Origin of the sequence: Nocardia sp. NPDC056064 (assembly GCF_042266925.1) — a bacterium.
In the GTDB taxonomy this organism is placed as follows: domain Bacteria; phylum Actinomycetota; class Actinomycetes; order Mycobacteriales; family Mycobacteriaceae; genus Nocardia.
The window spans coordinates 529,977-545,166 of sequence record NZ_JBHJWO010000001.1; the positions used below are offsets into that span (position 1 = coordinate 529,977).

At 67.1% G+C, this 15,190-nt stretch carries 8 protein-coding genes; all 8 read left to right on the forward strand.

The window, feature by feature from the left end; all coding sequences use genetic code 11:
- The first annotated feature begins 1,259 nt into the window (after positions 1-1,259).
- The 8 genes from ACFC06_RS02470 to ACFC06_RS02505 all read left to right on the forward strand — a co-directional run bounded on the left by ACFC06_RS02470 (position 1,260) and on the right by ACFC06_RS02505 (position 15,187).
- The gene (locus tag ACFC06_RS02470; protein WP_375935156.1) at positions 1,260-1,994 is read left to right on the forward strand and encodes a transposase; all 735 of its coding nucleotides are present in this window, start codon (positions 1,260-1,262) and stop codon (positions 1,992-1,994) included.
- Positions 1,995-2,499: 505 nt separating this feature from the next.
- Positions 2,500-3,366, forward strand: a complete 867-nt coding sequence (locus ACFC06_RS02475; protein ID WP_375927027.1) for an alpha/beta fold hydrolase — start codon at positions 2,500-2,502, stop codon at positions 3,364-3,366.
- 329 nt (positions 3,367-3,695) lie between these two features.
- Positions 3,696-4,463: a TauD/TfdA family dioxygenase gene (locus tag ACFC06_RS02480; protein WP_375927030.1), complete on the forward strand. Its 768-nt coding sequence runs from the start codon at positions 3,696-3,698 to the stop codon at positions 4,461-4,463.
- Between the two features lie 14 nt (positions 4,464-4,477).
- Positions 4,478-5,839, forward strand: a complete 1,362-nt coding sequence (locus ACFC06_RS02485; protein WP_375927033.1) for an asparagine synthase C-terminal domain-containing protein — start codon at positions 4,478-4,480, stop codon at positions 5,837-5,839.
- 17 nt (positions 5,840-5,856) lie between these two features.
- Positions 5,857-6,621, forward strand: coding sequence for an enoyl-CoA hydratase/isomerase family protein (locus ACFC06_RS02490; protein ID WP_375927036.1), 765 nt, complete (start codon positions 5,857-5,859; stop codon positions 6,619-6,621).
- Between the two features lie 16 nt (positions 6,622-6,637).
- Complete coding sequence (locus tag ACFC06_RS02495) at positions 6,638-11,116, forward strand: AMP-binding protein (RefSeq protein ID WP_375927038.1); 4,479 nt, start codon at positions 6,638-6,640, stop codon at positions 11,114-11,116.
- Complete coding sequence (locus tag ACFC06_RS02500; RefSeq protein WP_375927041.1) at positions 11,109-14,936, forward strand: amino acid adenylation domain-containing protein; 3,828 nt, start codon at positions 11,109-11,111, stop codon at positions 14,934-14,936. Before ACFC06_RS02495 ends, ACFC06_RS02500 begins: the two co-directional genes overlap by 8 nt.
- A complete protein-coding gene (locus ACFC06_RS02505; protein WP_375927044.1) occupies positions 14,933-15,187 on the forward strand; it encodes an acyl carrier protein in 255 nt (84 codons plus the stop codon). The genes ACFC06_RS02500 and ACFC06_RS02505 overlap by 4 nt, the downstream gene beginning before the upstream one ends.
- The last annotated feature ends 3 nt before the right edge of the window (positions 15,188-15,190 follow it).

Consider the following 15,190-nt stretch of genomic DNA (forward strand, 5'->3'; position numbering starts at 1 on the left):
TCGGAGACAAGTTGCCCGTAATTGAGCGTGTCCTGGAAGTCACCGGCGGACAGGTGCGCGGTTGCGGCGTTGGCCATTACTCGCGCCGCCCCGTAGGGCTCGAATGACAACGCCGGGGTGAGTCCGGACGGCGCTTGATTGGCTTCGCCGAGTTCGACAGCTTGCTCGACGGCGCGTTTCACCCCGTCGGAGTCGCCGAGCTTGCCCAGTGCGCGTGCCAGCCCGTTTGAATACAGTCGGATGGCCTGCTGATTTCCCGCTGCTGCGCGAATCCCTTCTCGTGCTGCGTCGGAGGCCTGCTGAAAGTTTCCCTGATAGTAGTGGGAGAAGCTTTCGGTCCCTCGTATCCAGGCCATCAGTTCGGGATCGTGTGTGAATTGAGCAAGTCCGACGGTTTCCTGGATATAGATCTCGGAATGTCTGAACCGTCCGAGATTGACCGCCATGTATGCCAGGGCGCCCGAGATCTGACCCGCGAGCGGATACAGGCGCGCCAGGGAGTGGGGCTGGCGGCAGGATTCGATGAGGAGGTCCACTTCGGGGCGTAGGGCGAGGGTTTCGGGAACGAGCTGAATCGGTCCCTCGAGTTCATACCGGTCCAGGATGTCGCGTAGTGCGATCTCCAGCGCGGAGAGAACGTGCTCGTCCACGGCGTCGTCGTGGAGCTTGCGCATCCGGCGAACGATGTCGGTGGGACTCTCGAAAGCCTCGATGCGCGTGGACCGGATCGGGGTAGCGGCCTCGCGTGTCGGTGATGAACGGCGGTCGCGCGCCTCCCGCCACGCGGCTTCGCCAGCGGCGACGATCGCGTCGAACCTGGCTCGGTCATGCTCGTCGGCGTGCAGGCGCAGGGTCGTATCGAGGATCCTCTGCGTTTTGCTCCGCAGTTTGACCGTGCCGAGTCCACTACGCCAGTTGTCGACCGTGGTGATCTCGACGCCCAGTTTCTCTGCGAACTCGCGTACCGACAGTCGCATTGCCCCCGCAAGGCGACCGCCTCGAATCCGGTCCAATCCCGTGCTTGCACCATTGTGCCCCGCCTCAGCACCGTCCCCTGCCAGGGGAACTGAATAGTCTGCCCACACTACCCCGACGGCAGCCCATTCCGGCCGTAACCATGCACGGCCACAGTAGATCTCGAACACCAACAGAAATCAGCGCGCGATATCCGCTGTGCGTCCGCTAAGCGATGTCCCGTAAGTCGTTGAGCAGCAACGGGTATCGTGCCACCGGTGGTGATCTCGGCGTCCGACCCGGTGATGGTGGAGCTGTTCTCCGGGTTGCGGCCACGCACGTTCGCTCGCCTGATCGCCCGGCTACGGCGCGATGGCGCCGACCGGCCGCTACGAGGCCGGCCTTGGGGGTTGTGTTTCGAGGGCCGGGTGTTGCTGGTGGCCACGTATTGGCGGACCAATCTGACGATGCGGCAGCTCGCGGCGGTGTTCGGGGTCTCGAAATCGGCCGCAGCCCGGGTGATCGATGACCTGGGACCGGCATTGGCGCTACGACCCCGGGCCCGGTTCCCGCGTGGCACGGTGTTGATCGTGGACGGCACCCTGATCCCCACCCGGGATCACAAGATCGCCGCCCAGAGTAAGAACTACCGGTGCTCGACCAACCATCAGGTTGTGATCGATGCCGATACCGAGCTCGTCGTCGCGCTCGGGCGACCGTTGCCGGGCAACCGCAACGACTGCCGGGCCTGGGTCGAGTCCGGTGCGGCCGAGGCCTGCCGTAATGCGGTGGTGATCGCGGATGGCGGCTACCAGGGCACCGGTGTGATCATCCCGCACCGCCGCTCAGCTGGTGTCGAGCTGCCGGAATGGAAACAGGCGCACAACAAGTCCCACGGCAAGGTCCGTGCTCGCGTCGAGCATGCTTTCGCCCGGATGAAGACCTGGAAGATCTTGCGTGACTGCCGTCTACGCGGTGACGGGGTCGCTGTCGCGATGGCGGGGGTGGCCACCCTGGCCAACCTCGCCCACGCCCACTGACACGAATGTAGGGAGCCCGGTCCGACGCGGCCATCGCGGACTTACGGGACAACCCTTAGTCGGCTCGGTTCTGGTGGCCGCTGGTGATCAGCTCGCCGGTGTACGGAGGCCATGATGTGATGGCACAGCACAACGGCGCAGCGCAGTGTCATCCGGACGCGGGCCCCTACGGTGAAAACGACACATCCGTGTTCGATGGCATGTCGGTGAGGTGCGTCGAGGCGGAGGGGCGTGGTGGATTGGCGCGCCGAGTTGTCGGATCAACGAGGCGAACTACCGGTACTCGTTCGTCGGTGGCGAGCGGCTGCCCAGCGTGCCGGGGTGCGTGACCGGACGCCGCCGCAAGGAACCCGGCTCATCGCGACAGGGTGAAGCGAATCACGTTTGACAGCAAGGCATTCGATGGCGTTGCCGATTGTCTCCCGTCATCCACCATGCGCTTGACAGAGCGATTGATCGTAACTGATGCTTTGATCATAAATGGTCCGTAGGTAGGGGAGCTGTCATGGGCATTGCCAAGTGCGTAGCGGTCGGCCGAAAGATCCGGGCTGGTCGACACGAGATCTACTTCACGGAGGCCGGGTCCGGCCCGGTCGTGCTGTTGCTCCATGGCGGCGGGCCCGGTGCGTCGGGTCTGTCGAACTACTCGCGCAATATCGATGTCCTCGCGCAGCGGTTCCGGGTGATCGTGCCGGATCTGCCGGGCTATGGGCAGTCGTCGAAGAACATCGATCAGTCCGACCCGTTCGGCGACCTCGGTCGCGCGGTCGGCGGCCTGCTGGACGAGTTGGGTGTGGACTCGGCGCACATGGTCGGCAACTCCTACGGCGGGGCGGCGGCGCTGCGGCTGGCGATGGATCGCCCCGAAAAGGTGGACCGGATGGTCCTCATGGGGCCGGGTGGGGTCGGAACGACCCGTGTCCTGCCGACGAAAGGTCTGCAGGCGCTGCTGGCCTACTACGGGAAGAGCGGCCCGAGCAGGGAGAAGATGGCCCGATTCATCCGGACGTATCTGGTCGCCGACGGGGACGCGGTGCCCGACGATGTCATCGAGGAGCGCTACCACGCGACTCTCGACCCCGAGGTCACCGCCAACCCGCCGCTGCGCCGCCCCTCCGGGCTGTTCGCGCTGCGCACCATGTGGCGGATGGACTTCACCCGTGATCCGCGTCTACGCCGTGTCGAGCATCCCACGCTGGTCATCTGGGGTACCGAGGACAAGATCAACCGCCCCGAAGGTGGGCCCATGCTGGCCGGCGCAATGCCTTGCTGCGACCTGTATCTGGCGGCCAATATCGGTCACTGGGTGCAGTGGGAGTGTGCCGACCTGTTCAACACGCTGACCGCGTCTTTCCTCGCGGCGGACTCGTAAGCGCGTTCTCGTCGCTGCCTCATACATCCGGATGTGTGCAACTGCGCAGAACGGGCAGTTGCACACATCCGGATCGCCGCACCGGTGTAATCCAGGTCGTCCTGTGGGATACCCGGAAACGGCCGTACCTCGATGGTTCGGGCTGTTCGTGCTGTCGATATCCGATCGTGAAATCTGTTTTTCAAGATCGCATCCATGGTTGTCCGGATCGGATTCTTGTAGCATCGTAATTGTCACACCGACCGAGGCCATGTAGCTGGTCCGGGTACGTGCTGGATATTCTGTGAATCGCGCACAGCTATTTGCGCAAGGTATTTTTCGGAGAGAAAATGAGTGTCGCGCTGCACATGGAAGAGATCGCGCTACGGGCTCGATGTCTTTCTGCGGAAACAAGGGAAATTCGGAACAGGCTCGATGATTGCGGGTTTGCGATCATCGAACCCAACGGCCCCGCCGAGCTGGTGCTCGACGACATCATGCTCCCGCTCGGGGAACCGGTCGAGTACGGTTTCGGTACGAAGCTCGCGCTCGAACCACGTGCGGGAGAGCAAAACCTGCAGTTCACCGAACGCGGTATGCCACTGCACACCGACGGTGCGTTCAACCCGGGCCCGGAGGTCAAATACATCGGCATGCAGTGCGTTACGGCGCCCGCTGCCGGGGGCGAATCGCTGGTCGCGAGCTCGGTGGCATTCTTCGAACATGCCCCGGCCGACCTGCTCGAAACCATGCGAACAATTTCTATCGAGTATCGCAACCGCATCGCCGGCTATTACAGGGGAGGGTCCGAGGATAATCATCCGAAAGTGCCGCCGATCCGGCTCGATCCGGTCACCGGTGCGGAGCGGCTGATCATCGGATTGACCGATCCCGAAGATCCGATGCGCACCCACGACGCCGTCGTCATGGGGTACGAGCCCGATCGGAGCGCGGAATTGATGCGGCGTATATCGGAGGCGCTGCATATGTCCAGCGTTCTCTACGCGCACAAATGGCGACCAGGTGAAGTGATGGTGCTCGACAATCGTCGCGTCGTCCACGGCCGGGCGCCTTTCCCGAATCAGCAGCGCAAAATTGTCAGGCTGTCGGTTTCTTGAGCGGCGTACTTCCGATGAACAGCTATCCGTCCGTGCTGCTTTCTGTGCGAAAATGCCGCACCGGTCTCGTGACCGATATCGGCGCAAAGGCCACGCCGGCCGAGCCCGGCAGCCTCGTTGTCGAGGAATTCGGTAGGCAGTGGCCGTTGCCTGTCGGCGGGTTCGACGGTTGCGCCATCATCGAGTGGACCGAAGAGCACGTCGTCGTCCGAACCGGTCGGCAGAGCACGACAACCCTGTACTACTGGCTCACGGCGGACGCCGAAGAGTTGTTGATAGGAACGGATCTCGCCGAACTGACAGCGCGGATCATCGCCGTGGTCGGTACGGGTCCGGACCGCCTCGCGCAGATTCGCCACCTTCGGCGATCGATCCGCCGCATCGGTGGTGGACGGCGAGTGGTGTTCAGCGGGCAGGGCGCCGGTGAAACCCTGTCTGTCACCGAAAGTGTCTGTGGCAGTTGGGACTCCGGTGTTCATCCCGGTGAGAGCGCCGTCGAGGCGGGTAATCGGCAGATCGCCGCGTTGCGCCGGGCGATCGGCTCCGCCGGCGACCCGCGCCCCGTCACCGCGGTGGTCTCGGGCGGAGTGGATTCCGCGCTGGTCGCCGTGCTGGCGCAGCAGGCCGGAATACTGGATCATCTAGCAACCCTGGGCACCCCGTGGGGTGACGAATACGCGTCCGCGGACGAACTCGGCGCGCATCTGGGAATGCCCGTGCAGCACGTCGCGCTCTCCGCCGAGGAAATCCTGCGAGCACTTCCGGAGACCGTTCGGATGTTGGGCGAACCGGGCCGGGAAATCGTCGCGGGCGGAGTCGGTCTGGTCGCGGTCTACCGGCAGCGCAAGATTCCCGTCGGTACCGTGCTGACCGGGGTCGGCTCCGATGTCATCAACTCCGGACTGCGCGTCGACGCGGGGCCGGTTCCGGATCTGCACCACGCCGTCACGGAACTGCTGGCAGACCCGTCCCTGGCGCGGGAGCTGTCCGGTGTTGCGGCGGCGGCGCACGGCTACGTCCTGCGCCACATGTACTGGGACCCCGCCGTCATCCAGGCCGCTTTGGACACGGCTCCCGAAGTCATGCGGTATCGCGATCGGGAGAAGGGGCATATCCGGGCGGCGGCGAGCGCCTTGCTCCCGGACGTGGTCGCGTGGCGGCGCAAACAAGCCCTGCACCACGGCACCGGAATCGAACGCAGTCTCGACGGCGCGGTCGCCGGGCTGCTCGGCGTACACGCCGTGGACGTCGAGCGATTCTACGAGCTGATCCACGCCGAATTGGTGGATGCGCTGGTCGCGGCACCCGACGCACCGATCGACACAGATACCTGCCTGGACGCGGCAACGTCCGCGTACCTGCGCGAGAACTACTGAGAGTTGAGGACTTAGTCATGGCTTTTGTCGAAATCGAGGACTTCGATCGTGTGCGAGTGCTGACGCTGGCCCACGCGAAGCCGACCAACCCGATCGGAAAACCGATGGCCGAAGCGATCATGGCCGCCCTGCGCGAAGCCGACGCGGACCAGGGCGTCGACGCCGTGGTCGTGACCGGCGGGCCCGACCGCAGCTTCAGCGCGGGTGGCGACTTCAACGAGGCTCGCCTGCTGGAAGACGACGACCTGGTCAACGAGACCATCGACTGGTGTCACGACCTGTATCTGACGGTCCTGAACACCGGTAAGCCGACGGTCGCCGCGATCGACCATCACGCCGTCGGCCTGGGCTGCCAGCTGGCGATGATGTTCGACTGGAAGATCATGACCAGCCGGGCCGACTTCTGGCAGCCGGAGCTGCAACACGGGATCGGAGCCTCCGTGGGCAGCACCATTTTCGCCGCCGCCGTCGGCTACGACGTCTCGCGCCACATCATCATGTCGTGCCGCAAGCTCGACGCCGACACGTCGCTGAGCCTTCGGGTGGTCGACGAGATCTGCGAGCCCGAAGTCCTGCTCGAGCGGGCAGTGCAGCAGGCCGAGCATCTCGGTGGTTACCCGCGGATCGCCTTCACCGCGACGAAACGTGTGCTCACCGAGCACATGCGCGGTGCCCTCGAGCGGACCCGCGAAGAATCCAAGGCAGTCCATCGTGCGTCGTTCGGCGCGAAGGCCATGCACTCGCACTTCGACAATGTGCTCGGAACGGGCGCCGCCCGATAGCGGCGAGAAGCGAATCATGATCATCGAAAGCAGTTCCGCGCTGTACCGCGCGTTGCGAGAGGTCGCCGCCGAGATTCCCGACGCCACTGCGATCGTCGGCTTCGACAGCGTGACGACCTCGTATCGGCAGCTGCTCGAAACCACCGACGCGGTGGCGGAAATTCTGCGCGAAACGGTGGAATCCGGTCTGGTCGTCGGCTTGGCCAACGACGACCCGGTCACTTTCCTCGCCGGCTACTTCGCGGTGGCCGGACTCGGCGGCGTGGCCGTTCTGCTGGACGGCGCAGCGACGCCGGAAGAGACGGCGCGACGGATCGAGAAGTTCGACCTGAACATCGTTGTGCGTGACGGCACGGCCGGCCGTGGATCGGTCACCGTGGCGACGTTCGGAGAAGTCGGAGCCGCCGAGTATTCGCCCACGGACTTCGTCGTCCACTGCACATCGGGTTCGACCGGTGTGCCGAAGGGCATCGTCATGAGCGAGGCGGCGGTCATGGCGCGGGTGCGCTCGTGGTCGGAGCAGGCCGGCCTGGCACCAGGGGACGTGGTGCTGTGCGCGCTGCCGCTGTGGCACGGGCACGGTATCGACGTTCTGACGCTGCCGTCGCTGTTGAGCGGTGCGACGGTCGTCTTCGCGCGCGGTGCGCTGTTGACCGCGCGCGGTCTGGCCCGCATGATCGACGCGCACTCGGTGACCGTGATCAGCGGTCTGCCCGTGATGTATCAGATGCTCGTCGCGGCCGACGGCGTGGACGGATCGATGCTGGGCTCGCTCCGGCTCGCGCTGACCGGCAGCGCACCCATCACCGCCGATACCCAGCTCCAGTTCCGTGAACGGTTCGGGATGTCGCTGCGCCAAGGCTATGGCCTCGGCGAAATCGGCATCATCACCTATGACGCCGACGATGCCGGCGACGGCACGATCGGGTTCCCGCTGCCGGATATCGAATGGCGAGTGGAGGACGTCGAACAGCAGGACGGCACCCAGGTGTCCGAACTACTCGTTCGCGGGCCGTCACTGGCGAGCGGGTATTACCGCGACCCGGAAGCGACCGCCACGATGTTCTCCGGCGGGTGGCTGCGCACCCAAGACCTGGTCGTGCTGGGGGCGGACGGCTGGTACCTGCGTGGTCGCAAGTCCACCTTCATCAATGTCACCGGCAACAAGGTCGCGCCCTTGGAGGTCGAGGCTGCCCTGTCGGAATGCCAGGGCGTCGTCGACTGCGCTGTGGTCGGAGTGCCCGAGTCCGACGGTGGCGAACAGGTCGCCGCACTCGTCGTCGCCGAGCCCGGCTGCACCGCGGAAACCATTCGCAGGCAGCTCGGTTCGCGATTGCGTCCGCATCAGCTGCCCCAGCTGTACTCCTTCACCACCGCGATTCCGCGAACCCCGGTCGGCAAGACGGATTACGACGCCGCGGCCCGGCTCGTGCGGGGGACCGCGACGTTCGATCCGGATGGGCTCGGCTACGCAGACCTGGCTCGCTCGGATGCGTGGGTCGAGCGCCCGGCTCTGGAGTGGTCCGGTCGAGCGCTGACCTACGGACAGCTCGAAACCGCGGTCACCGCGGTGACCGCGCGGCTCGGCACGCTGGGAGCGGCCCGGTCGAGCGTTCTGATCATGGGTCCGCTGTGTCCGGCGTACGTGATCGGGCTGCTGGCAGCCTGGCGAGCGGGCGCGGTGCCCGTGCCCGTCGATGCCGGGCTGACCGCCGAGCAGTACGCCTGGCTGGAACAGATCACCTGTCCCGCGGTCGTGATCAGCAACGACGCCACACCGGCACGGCAGCTGCAGCGGGCACGAACGGATATCGCCGAGCTCGTCCTCGACGCGGCCTCCGGTGCCACCGTCGTCGAGTCGTTCGCCGAAACACGCGCTCGCAGAGTGATATTCGGGAATTCCGACGCGGGCTATGTCATCCTCACCTCCGGTTCGACCGGAGAACCGAAGGCGATAGTCGGCAGCCGCCGGGGTCTGGGCCGGTTCCTCACCTGGTTCCGTGGCGAGTTCGCGCTCGACAGTACGGACCGATGCGCCGCGGTCACCCGGGTGAACTTCGATCCCTCGCTGCGGGAACTGCTGGGCGTGCTCGGTGTCGGCGGCACGCTGTCGCTACCTCCGGTGGACGTCCAGCTGGATCTGACGGCCTACATCGACCATCTGCTGGAAAGCTGTCCCACCACGCTGTTCCTGGTGCCGTCGGTCGCGACCCGCCTGGCTCGCGAGGCACGGCTGACCGCGGGCTGTCTGGACGGGGTGCGACTGATCTTCTTCGCCGGGGAGGTGCTCGGCAGACGAGTGCTCGAGCAATGGTCCGCTCTCGCGCCGAATGCCGAGATCGTCAATCTGTACGGTCAAACGGAAGCCACCCTGGCACAGGTCTATCGCCGCAAGGCCCAGGACATCGGTGCAGGTGACACCGCGGCCGTTCCGGTCGGCTGGCCGAGGCCCGGCATCGCGGTGACCGTCGAGGACCCCGACGACGCGGGAATCGGTGCGGTACTCATCGACGCGGACGCTCCCGCGCTGGGGACGCTCGCCGTTCGATCCGCCGACGAGTCCGGCGGACACCGGATCGAACCGCTGCCCACTCCACTGCGCACCGGCGACCTCGGATACTGGTGCGGTGAAGGCGAATTGGCGATCGTCGGCCGGGCGGGTGACGATCTCAAGTTCGGCGGCCGACGCGTGTCGTTCCACGGACTCGTCGACGCCGTGGAAGCGCTGCCACAGGTCCGGCAATGCGCGGTGGTCGATCGCGACGGGCCGCACGTGTTCGTCGCGACCGAGCTGTCCGGAGAACCCGGCGGCGAATTCCTGCGCGACGAGGTGACCCGGATCGGCGCACAGCTGAGCCTGCCCGGGTTCCGCGTTCACCTGCGTCCCGCGTTTCCCCTCTCACGCAGTGGAAAAGTGGACCGGCGGGCATTGCTGACATCGATCGATGGTCCCGATCCGGCGGTCACGGACGCCGGCGACTCCGAGCTCGCGGACGTCGAGGACCTGTTGCGCGGTCTGCTGGGGCCGGGTGCAGGCATCACCGGCTTCGCCGATTCCGGAATCACGTCGCTGGACATGGTCGATGTCGTCGCGGCGGTCAGGCGCCGGTACGGGATTCACCTGACGGTGCACGACTGCTTCGGCCTGCGTGATCTGCCCTCGCTCGCTCGCGAGATCGAGAAGCGGAGATCCGGCGCGGAGGTGACGACGGACCGCGTCACCGTCGCGGACGCCGACGGCACGACCGGGGACGTGTATCCGCTGTCGACCCGCCAGCTGGCGTACCTGTGGGTGTGTATGGCCGACGGTAATGCGAACTGGTGCAACCTCTCCCGCGAGATCCAACTGCCCCTGCCCTGTTCCGTCGAGTCGGTGGGAGAGGCCGTCGGCCGGCTGTTGGACCGGCACGACGCGCTCGGCCTGGCCTTGACCGCCGACTGGAGACAGCAGAGATACACCGAACCCGCGCGACTGCCGGTCACGGTCGGACTGGTGGACGTCGCTGCCCGCACGGACTCGGCGGAGTTCCGCGATACGGTGCACAACGCCCGTGCGACCCTGGTCGCCGAGCTGATCGATCCCACAGCCCCGCCGCCGCTGCGGTCGGTGCTGATCCGCGGTACGAACGGCTGCTCGGTGATCCTCGTCGCGCATCACCTGTTCGTCGACGGACTCGCCATGGACACCCTCGCCGACGAGCTCCGTGCCTTCTCGACCGCTCGCGAGCCCGGAGCCGCCACCACGTCTCCCGGCAGCTACCGCGAGTACTGTCTCGCGACCGCGCGGACCGCGCAGCCGGAAGCCGCCGAGTACTGGCGGACACTGCTCGACGGGGTCCGCCAGCTCCGGCTGCCCGAGACCGGCGCGGCGGATGCGGCCGCGGGGGAGCTGATGTCGCTCCCGATCGGGCTCGTGTGCACGCGGATCGTGCACCGCGTCGCGGCGGAGCTGGGCGTCTCCGCGTTCACCGTCGTCCTGGCCGCCTTCGACCGGGCGGTCGCCACCACTTTCGGATTCGCACGACTGCCGATCGTCGTCGCGAGTCAGAACCGCGGAACTCTCGATGCCGGCGCGGTCGGGAACTTCACCACGACACTGATCGTGCGTGGCCCGGGCGAACCCGCGCTGCGGGACAACATCTCGGTCATCGCACGGCAGCTGGCCGACGGTGCCGAGCACAGTGACTGGGAATTCGATCAGCGCGTCACCGACCTCGGCCTCACCGAGACGGACTGCTTCCCGATATCCACCGTGCTGTTCAACCAGCACCCGATGCCCCGGAACCTGCGCGCCCGGGAACTCGGGTCCTGGCAGCCGCGTGCGCTCGGACGAAAGCTGCGCTATCAGCTGCAGGGAGAACTCCAGATGTCCGGCCCGGAGATGGTCATGACCTACTACTACCGCACGGGGATCGCGGGCGCCGGGGAGATATCGCGAGTGCACCGCAGCCTCCTGCGGGAGATCCGCTCCGGACAGGCGGACTGCGATGACTGAGCAGATCAATGAACGACCGGCGTTCCTGCCCGGCCCACCCGCCTCGGCGGTCACGCTGGGCGCACTGCAGCGGGCCTACCTGATCGGAGACGTCCAGGGACTCGAACTGCGCAGCCCCGCGCGCTACTACCTCGCCGCCGACCTGAATGTCGATGCGGTGCCGGGAATGCAACAGCGTCTCGACCGTGTGGTCCGCGCGAACCCGATGCTGCGCCTGCGCGTCGAGGAGGACCTGACACCGACGCCGATCGCGGCGGACGCGATCGTTGCGGTTTCCGTCCTGGAGGCGGCCGAATCGGCCTTCGAGGCTGTGGACGGCGCGGTGGCCGATGAATTCCGCTCCGACACTCTGGAATTCGACGCCTGGCCCCAGATGCGGATCACCGTGGTCCGCTCGGCGGCCCGGGCGCGGGTGCATCTCGTCTACGCCATGTGGATGATGGACGGTGCGGCACTGCAGTACTTGCTGGCCGCGCTGGTCTCGCCGGACGGGACAGGCGTCGCGTTCGATCCCGTTCCCGCTGCCGTGGCTGCCGAGCCGTCGCCGCACGCGCTGCGCCGCAGACACCGGGACGAGGACTTCTGGCGGGCGCTGGCCGCAACGCTTCCCGAGGCCGCGGAAGTGCCGCTGCGGCCGGGGTGGCGGCAGTCCGGCCGGTCCGTGGACCATCGCATGCTGCACATCGACGTGTGTTCGGCGAGTGTCCTGGCCGAGCAGGGCCGCCGGCACGGGCTGACCCTGCCGATGATCTTCCTGACCGTCTACGGGATGCTCCTGGGAGCGGTCGGCGGGGGACGATCGCACACGGTGACCGTCGTGCGATCGAATCGCCGAGCCGACGGAACCGATCCGGCGATCGGCAACTACGGCAGCAGTGTGCCGATGGCCATCCCGGCGCGAGCGGGCCGCGATTTCGTCACGGTCGCACACGAAGTGCAGCGTCGCTTTCTGGAACAATCGCTGCACACCTCGTCGACCGGCATCGACATCGGCCGTCTGACCGACCCGTCCGGGGATCGGCGTCGCCTGGCGCACCCCTTCGCCTTCACCGCCGTCGAGCTCGACAGCGAACGCGAAGCGGCCCTCGGCGTGCGGCGCGACTGGGACACGATCCAGTTGCGGGTGCCGCAGGTACTGCTCGACCATCAGGTCGGCCTCGAGTCCGACGGCAGTATTCGGCTGGGCTTCGATTGGCGGACAGACGCTTTCGACGCGGGGTTCATGGTGGACTTCATCGAGCAGTACCGGGGCGCCGTCACCGAGCTCACCGTCGGCGACGGCGACTGGAACGATCTGCCGGAAGGCCCCACGTCGCCGTCGGCATACGCTCGGCCACAATATGGTTCGGCCCGGACACTGCACGAGCGCATCATGCGTACGGCCGAGCGGGTACCCGACGCTGCTGCGGTCCGCGACGCCGACGGTGAGCTCACCTACGCCCTGCTGGCGGCGGCGGCGACGGACCTCGCACAGCGACTGATCGCCGCGGGCGCCGAGATGGGCGACCATGTCGGCGTTCATCTTCCGCGCGGCCGCGGCCAAGTGGTCGCGATCCTCGGCGCACTGCTGGCCGACTGCGCCTACATCCCTCTCGATCTCGGCTTGCCGGGCGGGCGGCTCGACCGGATCACCCGCCAGGCGCGCATGCGATACGTGGTCACCGACGGGACCGTGGCCGCAGCGGATCGCTGGCGCGACCGTGCCGCGATCCCCGTCGCCGTCTCGGCAACGGCGGGCCCCAGTGAGGCGTCGCACTCGACGATCGCGGGTCGCGGTGGGTGCGCCACCGCGTATGTCATCTTCACCTCTGGGTCCACCGGCGAACCGAAAGGTGTCCGCATCCGGCACAGTGCGGCACTGAACACCATCGACGCCGTCAACGAGCTGATCGGGCTGACCCCGGCCGACCGCGTCCTGTCGGTGTCCTCGCTCGGGTTCGACCTGTCGGTCTACGACGTGTTCGGCCCGTTGCTCGTCGGTGCGACGGTGGTCATGCTGTCGGAGGACACTGCTCGCACACCGGCGGCCTGGGCGCGGTTGATCGGCGATCACGCCGTGACGATCTGGAATTCGGCGCCCGCGCTGGCGGCGCTGCTGGTGGAGGAAGGCGGGGCCCTCCCGTCGATCCGCAGCTATCTGCTCAGCGGTGACTGGATTCCGCTGCACCTGCCCGAAGCGCTGCGACAGCTGTCCGAAAAATCGGAGGTCATCAGTCTCGGTGGTGCCACCGAGGGATCGATCTGGTCCATCTACCATCGGATCACGCGGGCCGACAGCGCAGGCCGGTCGGTGCCGTACGGCAAACCCCTGGCGGGCCAGGACATCCTGGTTCTCGACGCGCAGCGCCGCCCGTGCCCGCGATGGCATATCGGCGAGATCTACATCGCTGGCGCCGGAGTGGCCGACGGCTATCTGAACGATCCGGACCGGACCGCCGTGGCGTTCACCGATGACCCCGCGTACGGCTGGATCTACCGGACCGGAGACCTCGGCCGCCGCGGTGTGGACGATGTCGTCGAATTCCTCGGCCGGGTCGACAGCCAGGTGAAGGTCAACGGTCACCGGATCGAGCTCGGCGAGATCGAGTCGGTGCTCGCCGCGAAATCCTATGTCCGCCGCAGTGCGGCCTCGGTAGCCGGCGATGGCAACGGGGTAGTCGGCTACGTGACCGTCGCCGAGGACGCTCCGGCGACCTGGCAGGCCGACTGCATGGCCGCGCTTCGCGAGGAATTGCCGTCCTACATGGTCCCGTACGCGCTCGTCGGCCTGGATGAGATTCCGCTGACCGGCAATGGAAAGGTCGATCACCAGCGACTGCGGACCGTCGCGCCCACCGCGGGCCCGGTGGCAGAACTGCCTGCGGTCGCTCTCGTGGGGCTGCACGTCCAGGAAGTATCGGCCTGCTGGGCCGAGATTCTCGGTACCCCGGCAGGTGCCGACAGCTTCTTCGAGGCCGGCGGCGGCTCCCTGGACGCGATCCGGCTGCTGTCGCTGCTGCGCAACAGATTCGGCTACCAGGTCCCGTTCGGCCGGTTCCTCGCGGATCCGACGGTGCCGGGGCTGGCGGCCCTGTGCGCGAACGCGCGCTCGGCGGCGAGTTCGGCGGTGTGGAGCCACACGCCGCGCTCGGTGCCACGCCCGCGCGGCCGCGTCGTCCTGTTCCCGCCGGTCGGCGGCGGCGTCGCCTGTTACGCCGGGCTGATCCGGCACCTGCCCGGCGACATCGACGTCCATGTGATCGGTTTCGACCGGCCCTTCGACCCGCTCCCGGACACCGCACCGACCTTGGCCGTCGCCGCTGAGCGCTGCCTGGACAGCCTGCCCCCGGAATTCGCGGATTCCGACGTACCGTGCGTGTTCGCTGGATGGTCGTTCGGCGGTGCGCTGGCCGTCGAAGCCGCGCGATCGGCGAGCGACCGGGTGCGCCGTGTCGTCGTGATGGACACCCCGGTCTCGCCCGACGCCCGCGGCGGCGCCGGCACCGAGCCGGCGATGCGCGCGGAATTCATCGACGACATCCGGGAAGCGGGCGGTGTGGTCGTGACCGGTACGGACCTGGCGGCCGACCCGGCGCTGCTCGAAAGGTTCGAGGTGTACCGGCAGAACATCCGGCTGTTGCGGAGCTGGCAGCCGGTCCGCGTGCCGGTGCCGGTCGTCGAACTGCGCGCCGCGGTCCGGCCCGCCGAACCGGATCTCGATGCCTGGGGGCGGTGGGTGACGGTGGTGCAGGCCGTCGTTCTGCGCGGCGCGCATTTCGATGTGCTGGACGCGACCAACATGCCACGAATTCAGCACGCGATCGAAGGTGGTTTCCGGTGAACGAGTCGACGGTGCGCGCAGCGGTCGCGGCGGAACTGAACACGCACGGCTACCGGCTGGGTGCCGAGGAATACGAGAGCGACCTGATCGGCGCCGGTGTCAACTCGGTGAACCTGGTCCGTGTGCTGACCGCCCTCGAGGAGCGGTTCGACATCGAGTTCGATGCGGCGCGACTGCTCAGCGCGCCGATGACCATCGCCCAGCTCGCGGCCGCGATCATCCGCGGAGCTTCGCCGAAGACCGAAAGGTGAACC

What these genes read in the sequence shown, in the direction of transcription:
- ACFC06_RS02490 (WP_375927036.1), top strand. Translation starts at nt 5,857, where the DNA reads ATGGCTTTTGTCGAAATCGAGGACTTCGATCGTGTGCGAGTGCTGACG.
- ACFC06_RS02470 (WP_375935156.1), top strand. Translation starts at nt 1,260, where the DNA reads ATGGTGGAGCTGTTCTCCGGGTTGCGGCCACGCACGTTCGCTCGCCTG.
- ACFC06_RS02480 (WP_375927030.1), top strand. Translation starts at nt 3,696, where the DNA reads ATGAGTGTCGCGCTGCACATGGAAGAGATCGCGCTACGGGCTCGATGT.
- ACFC06_RS02500 (WP_375927041.1), top strand. Translation starts at nt 11,109, where the DNA reads ATGACTGAGCAGATCAATGAACGACCGGCGTTCCTGCCCGGCCCACCC.
- ACFC06_RS02495 (WP_375927038.1), top strand. Translation starts at nt 6,638, where the DNA reads ATGATCATCGAAAGCAGTTCCGCGCTGTACCGCGCGTTGCGAGAGGTC.
- ACFC06_RS02485 (WP_375927033.1), top strand. Translation starts at nt 4,478, where the DNA reads ATGAACAGCTATCCGTCCGTGCTGCTTTCTGTGCGAAAATGCCGCACC.
- ACFC06_RS02475 (WP_375927027.1), top strand. Translation starts at nt 2,500, where the DNA reads ATGGGCATTGCCAAGTGCGTAGCGGTCGGCCGAAAGATCCGGGCTGGT.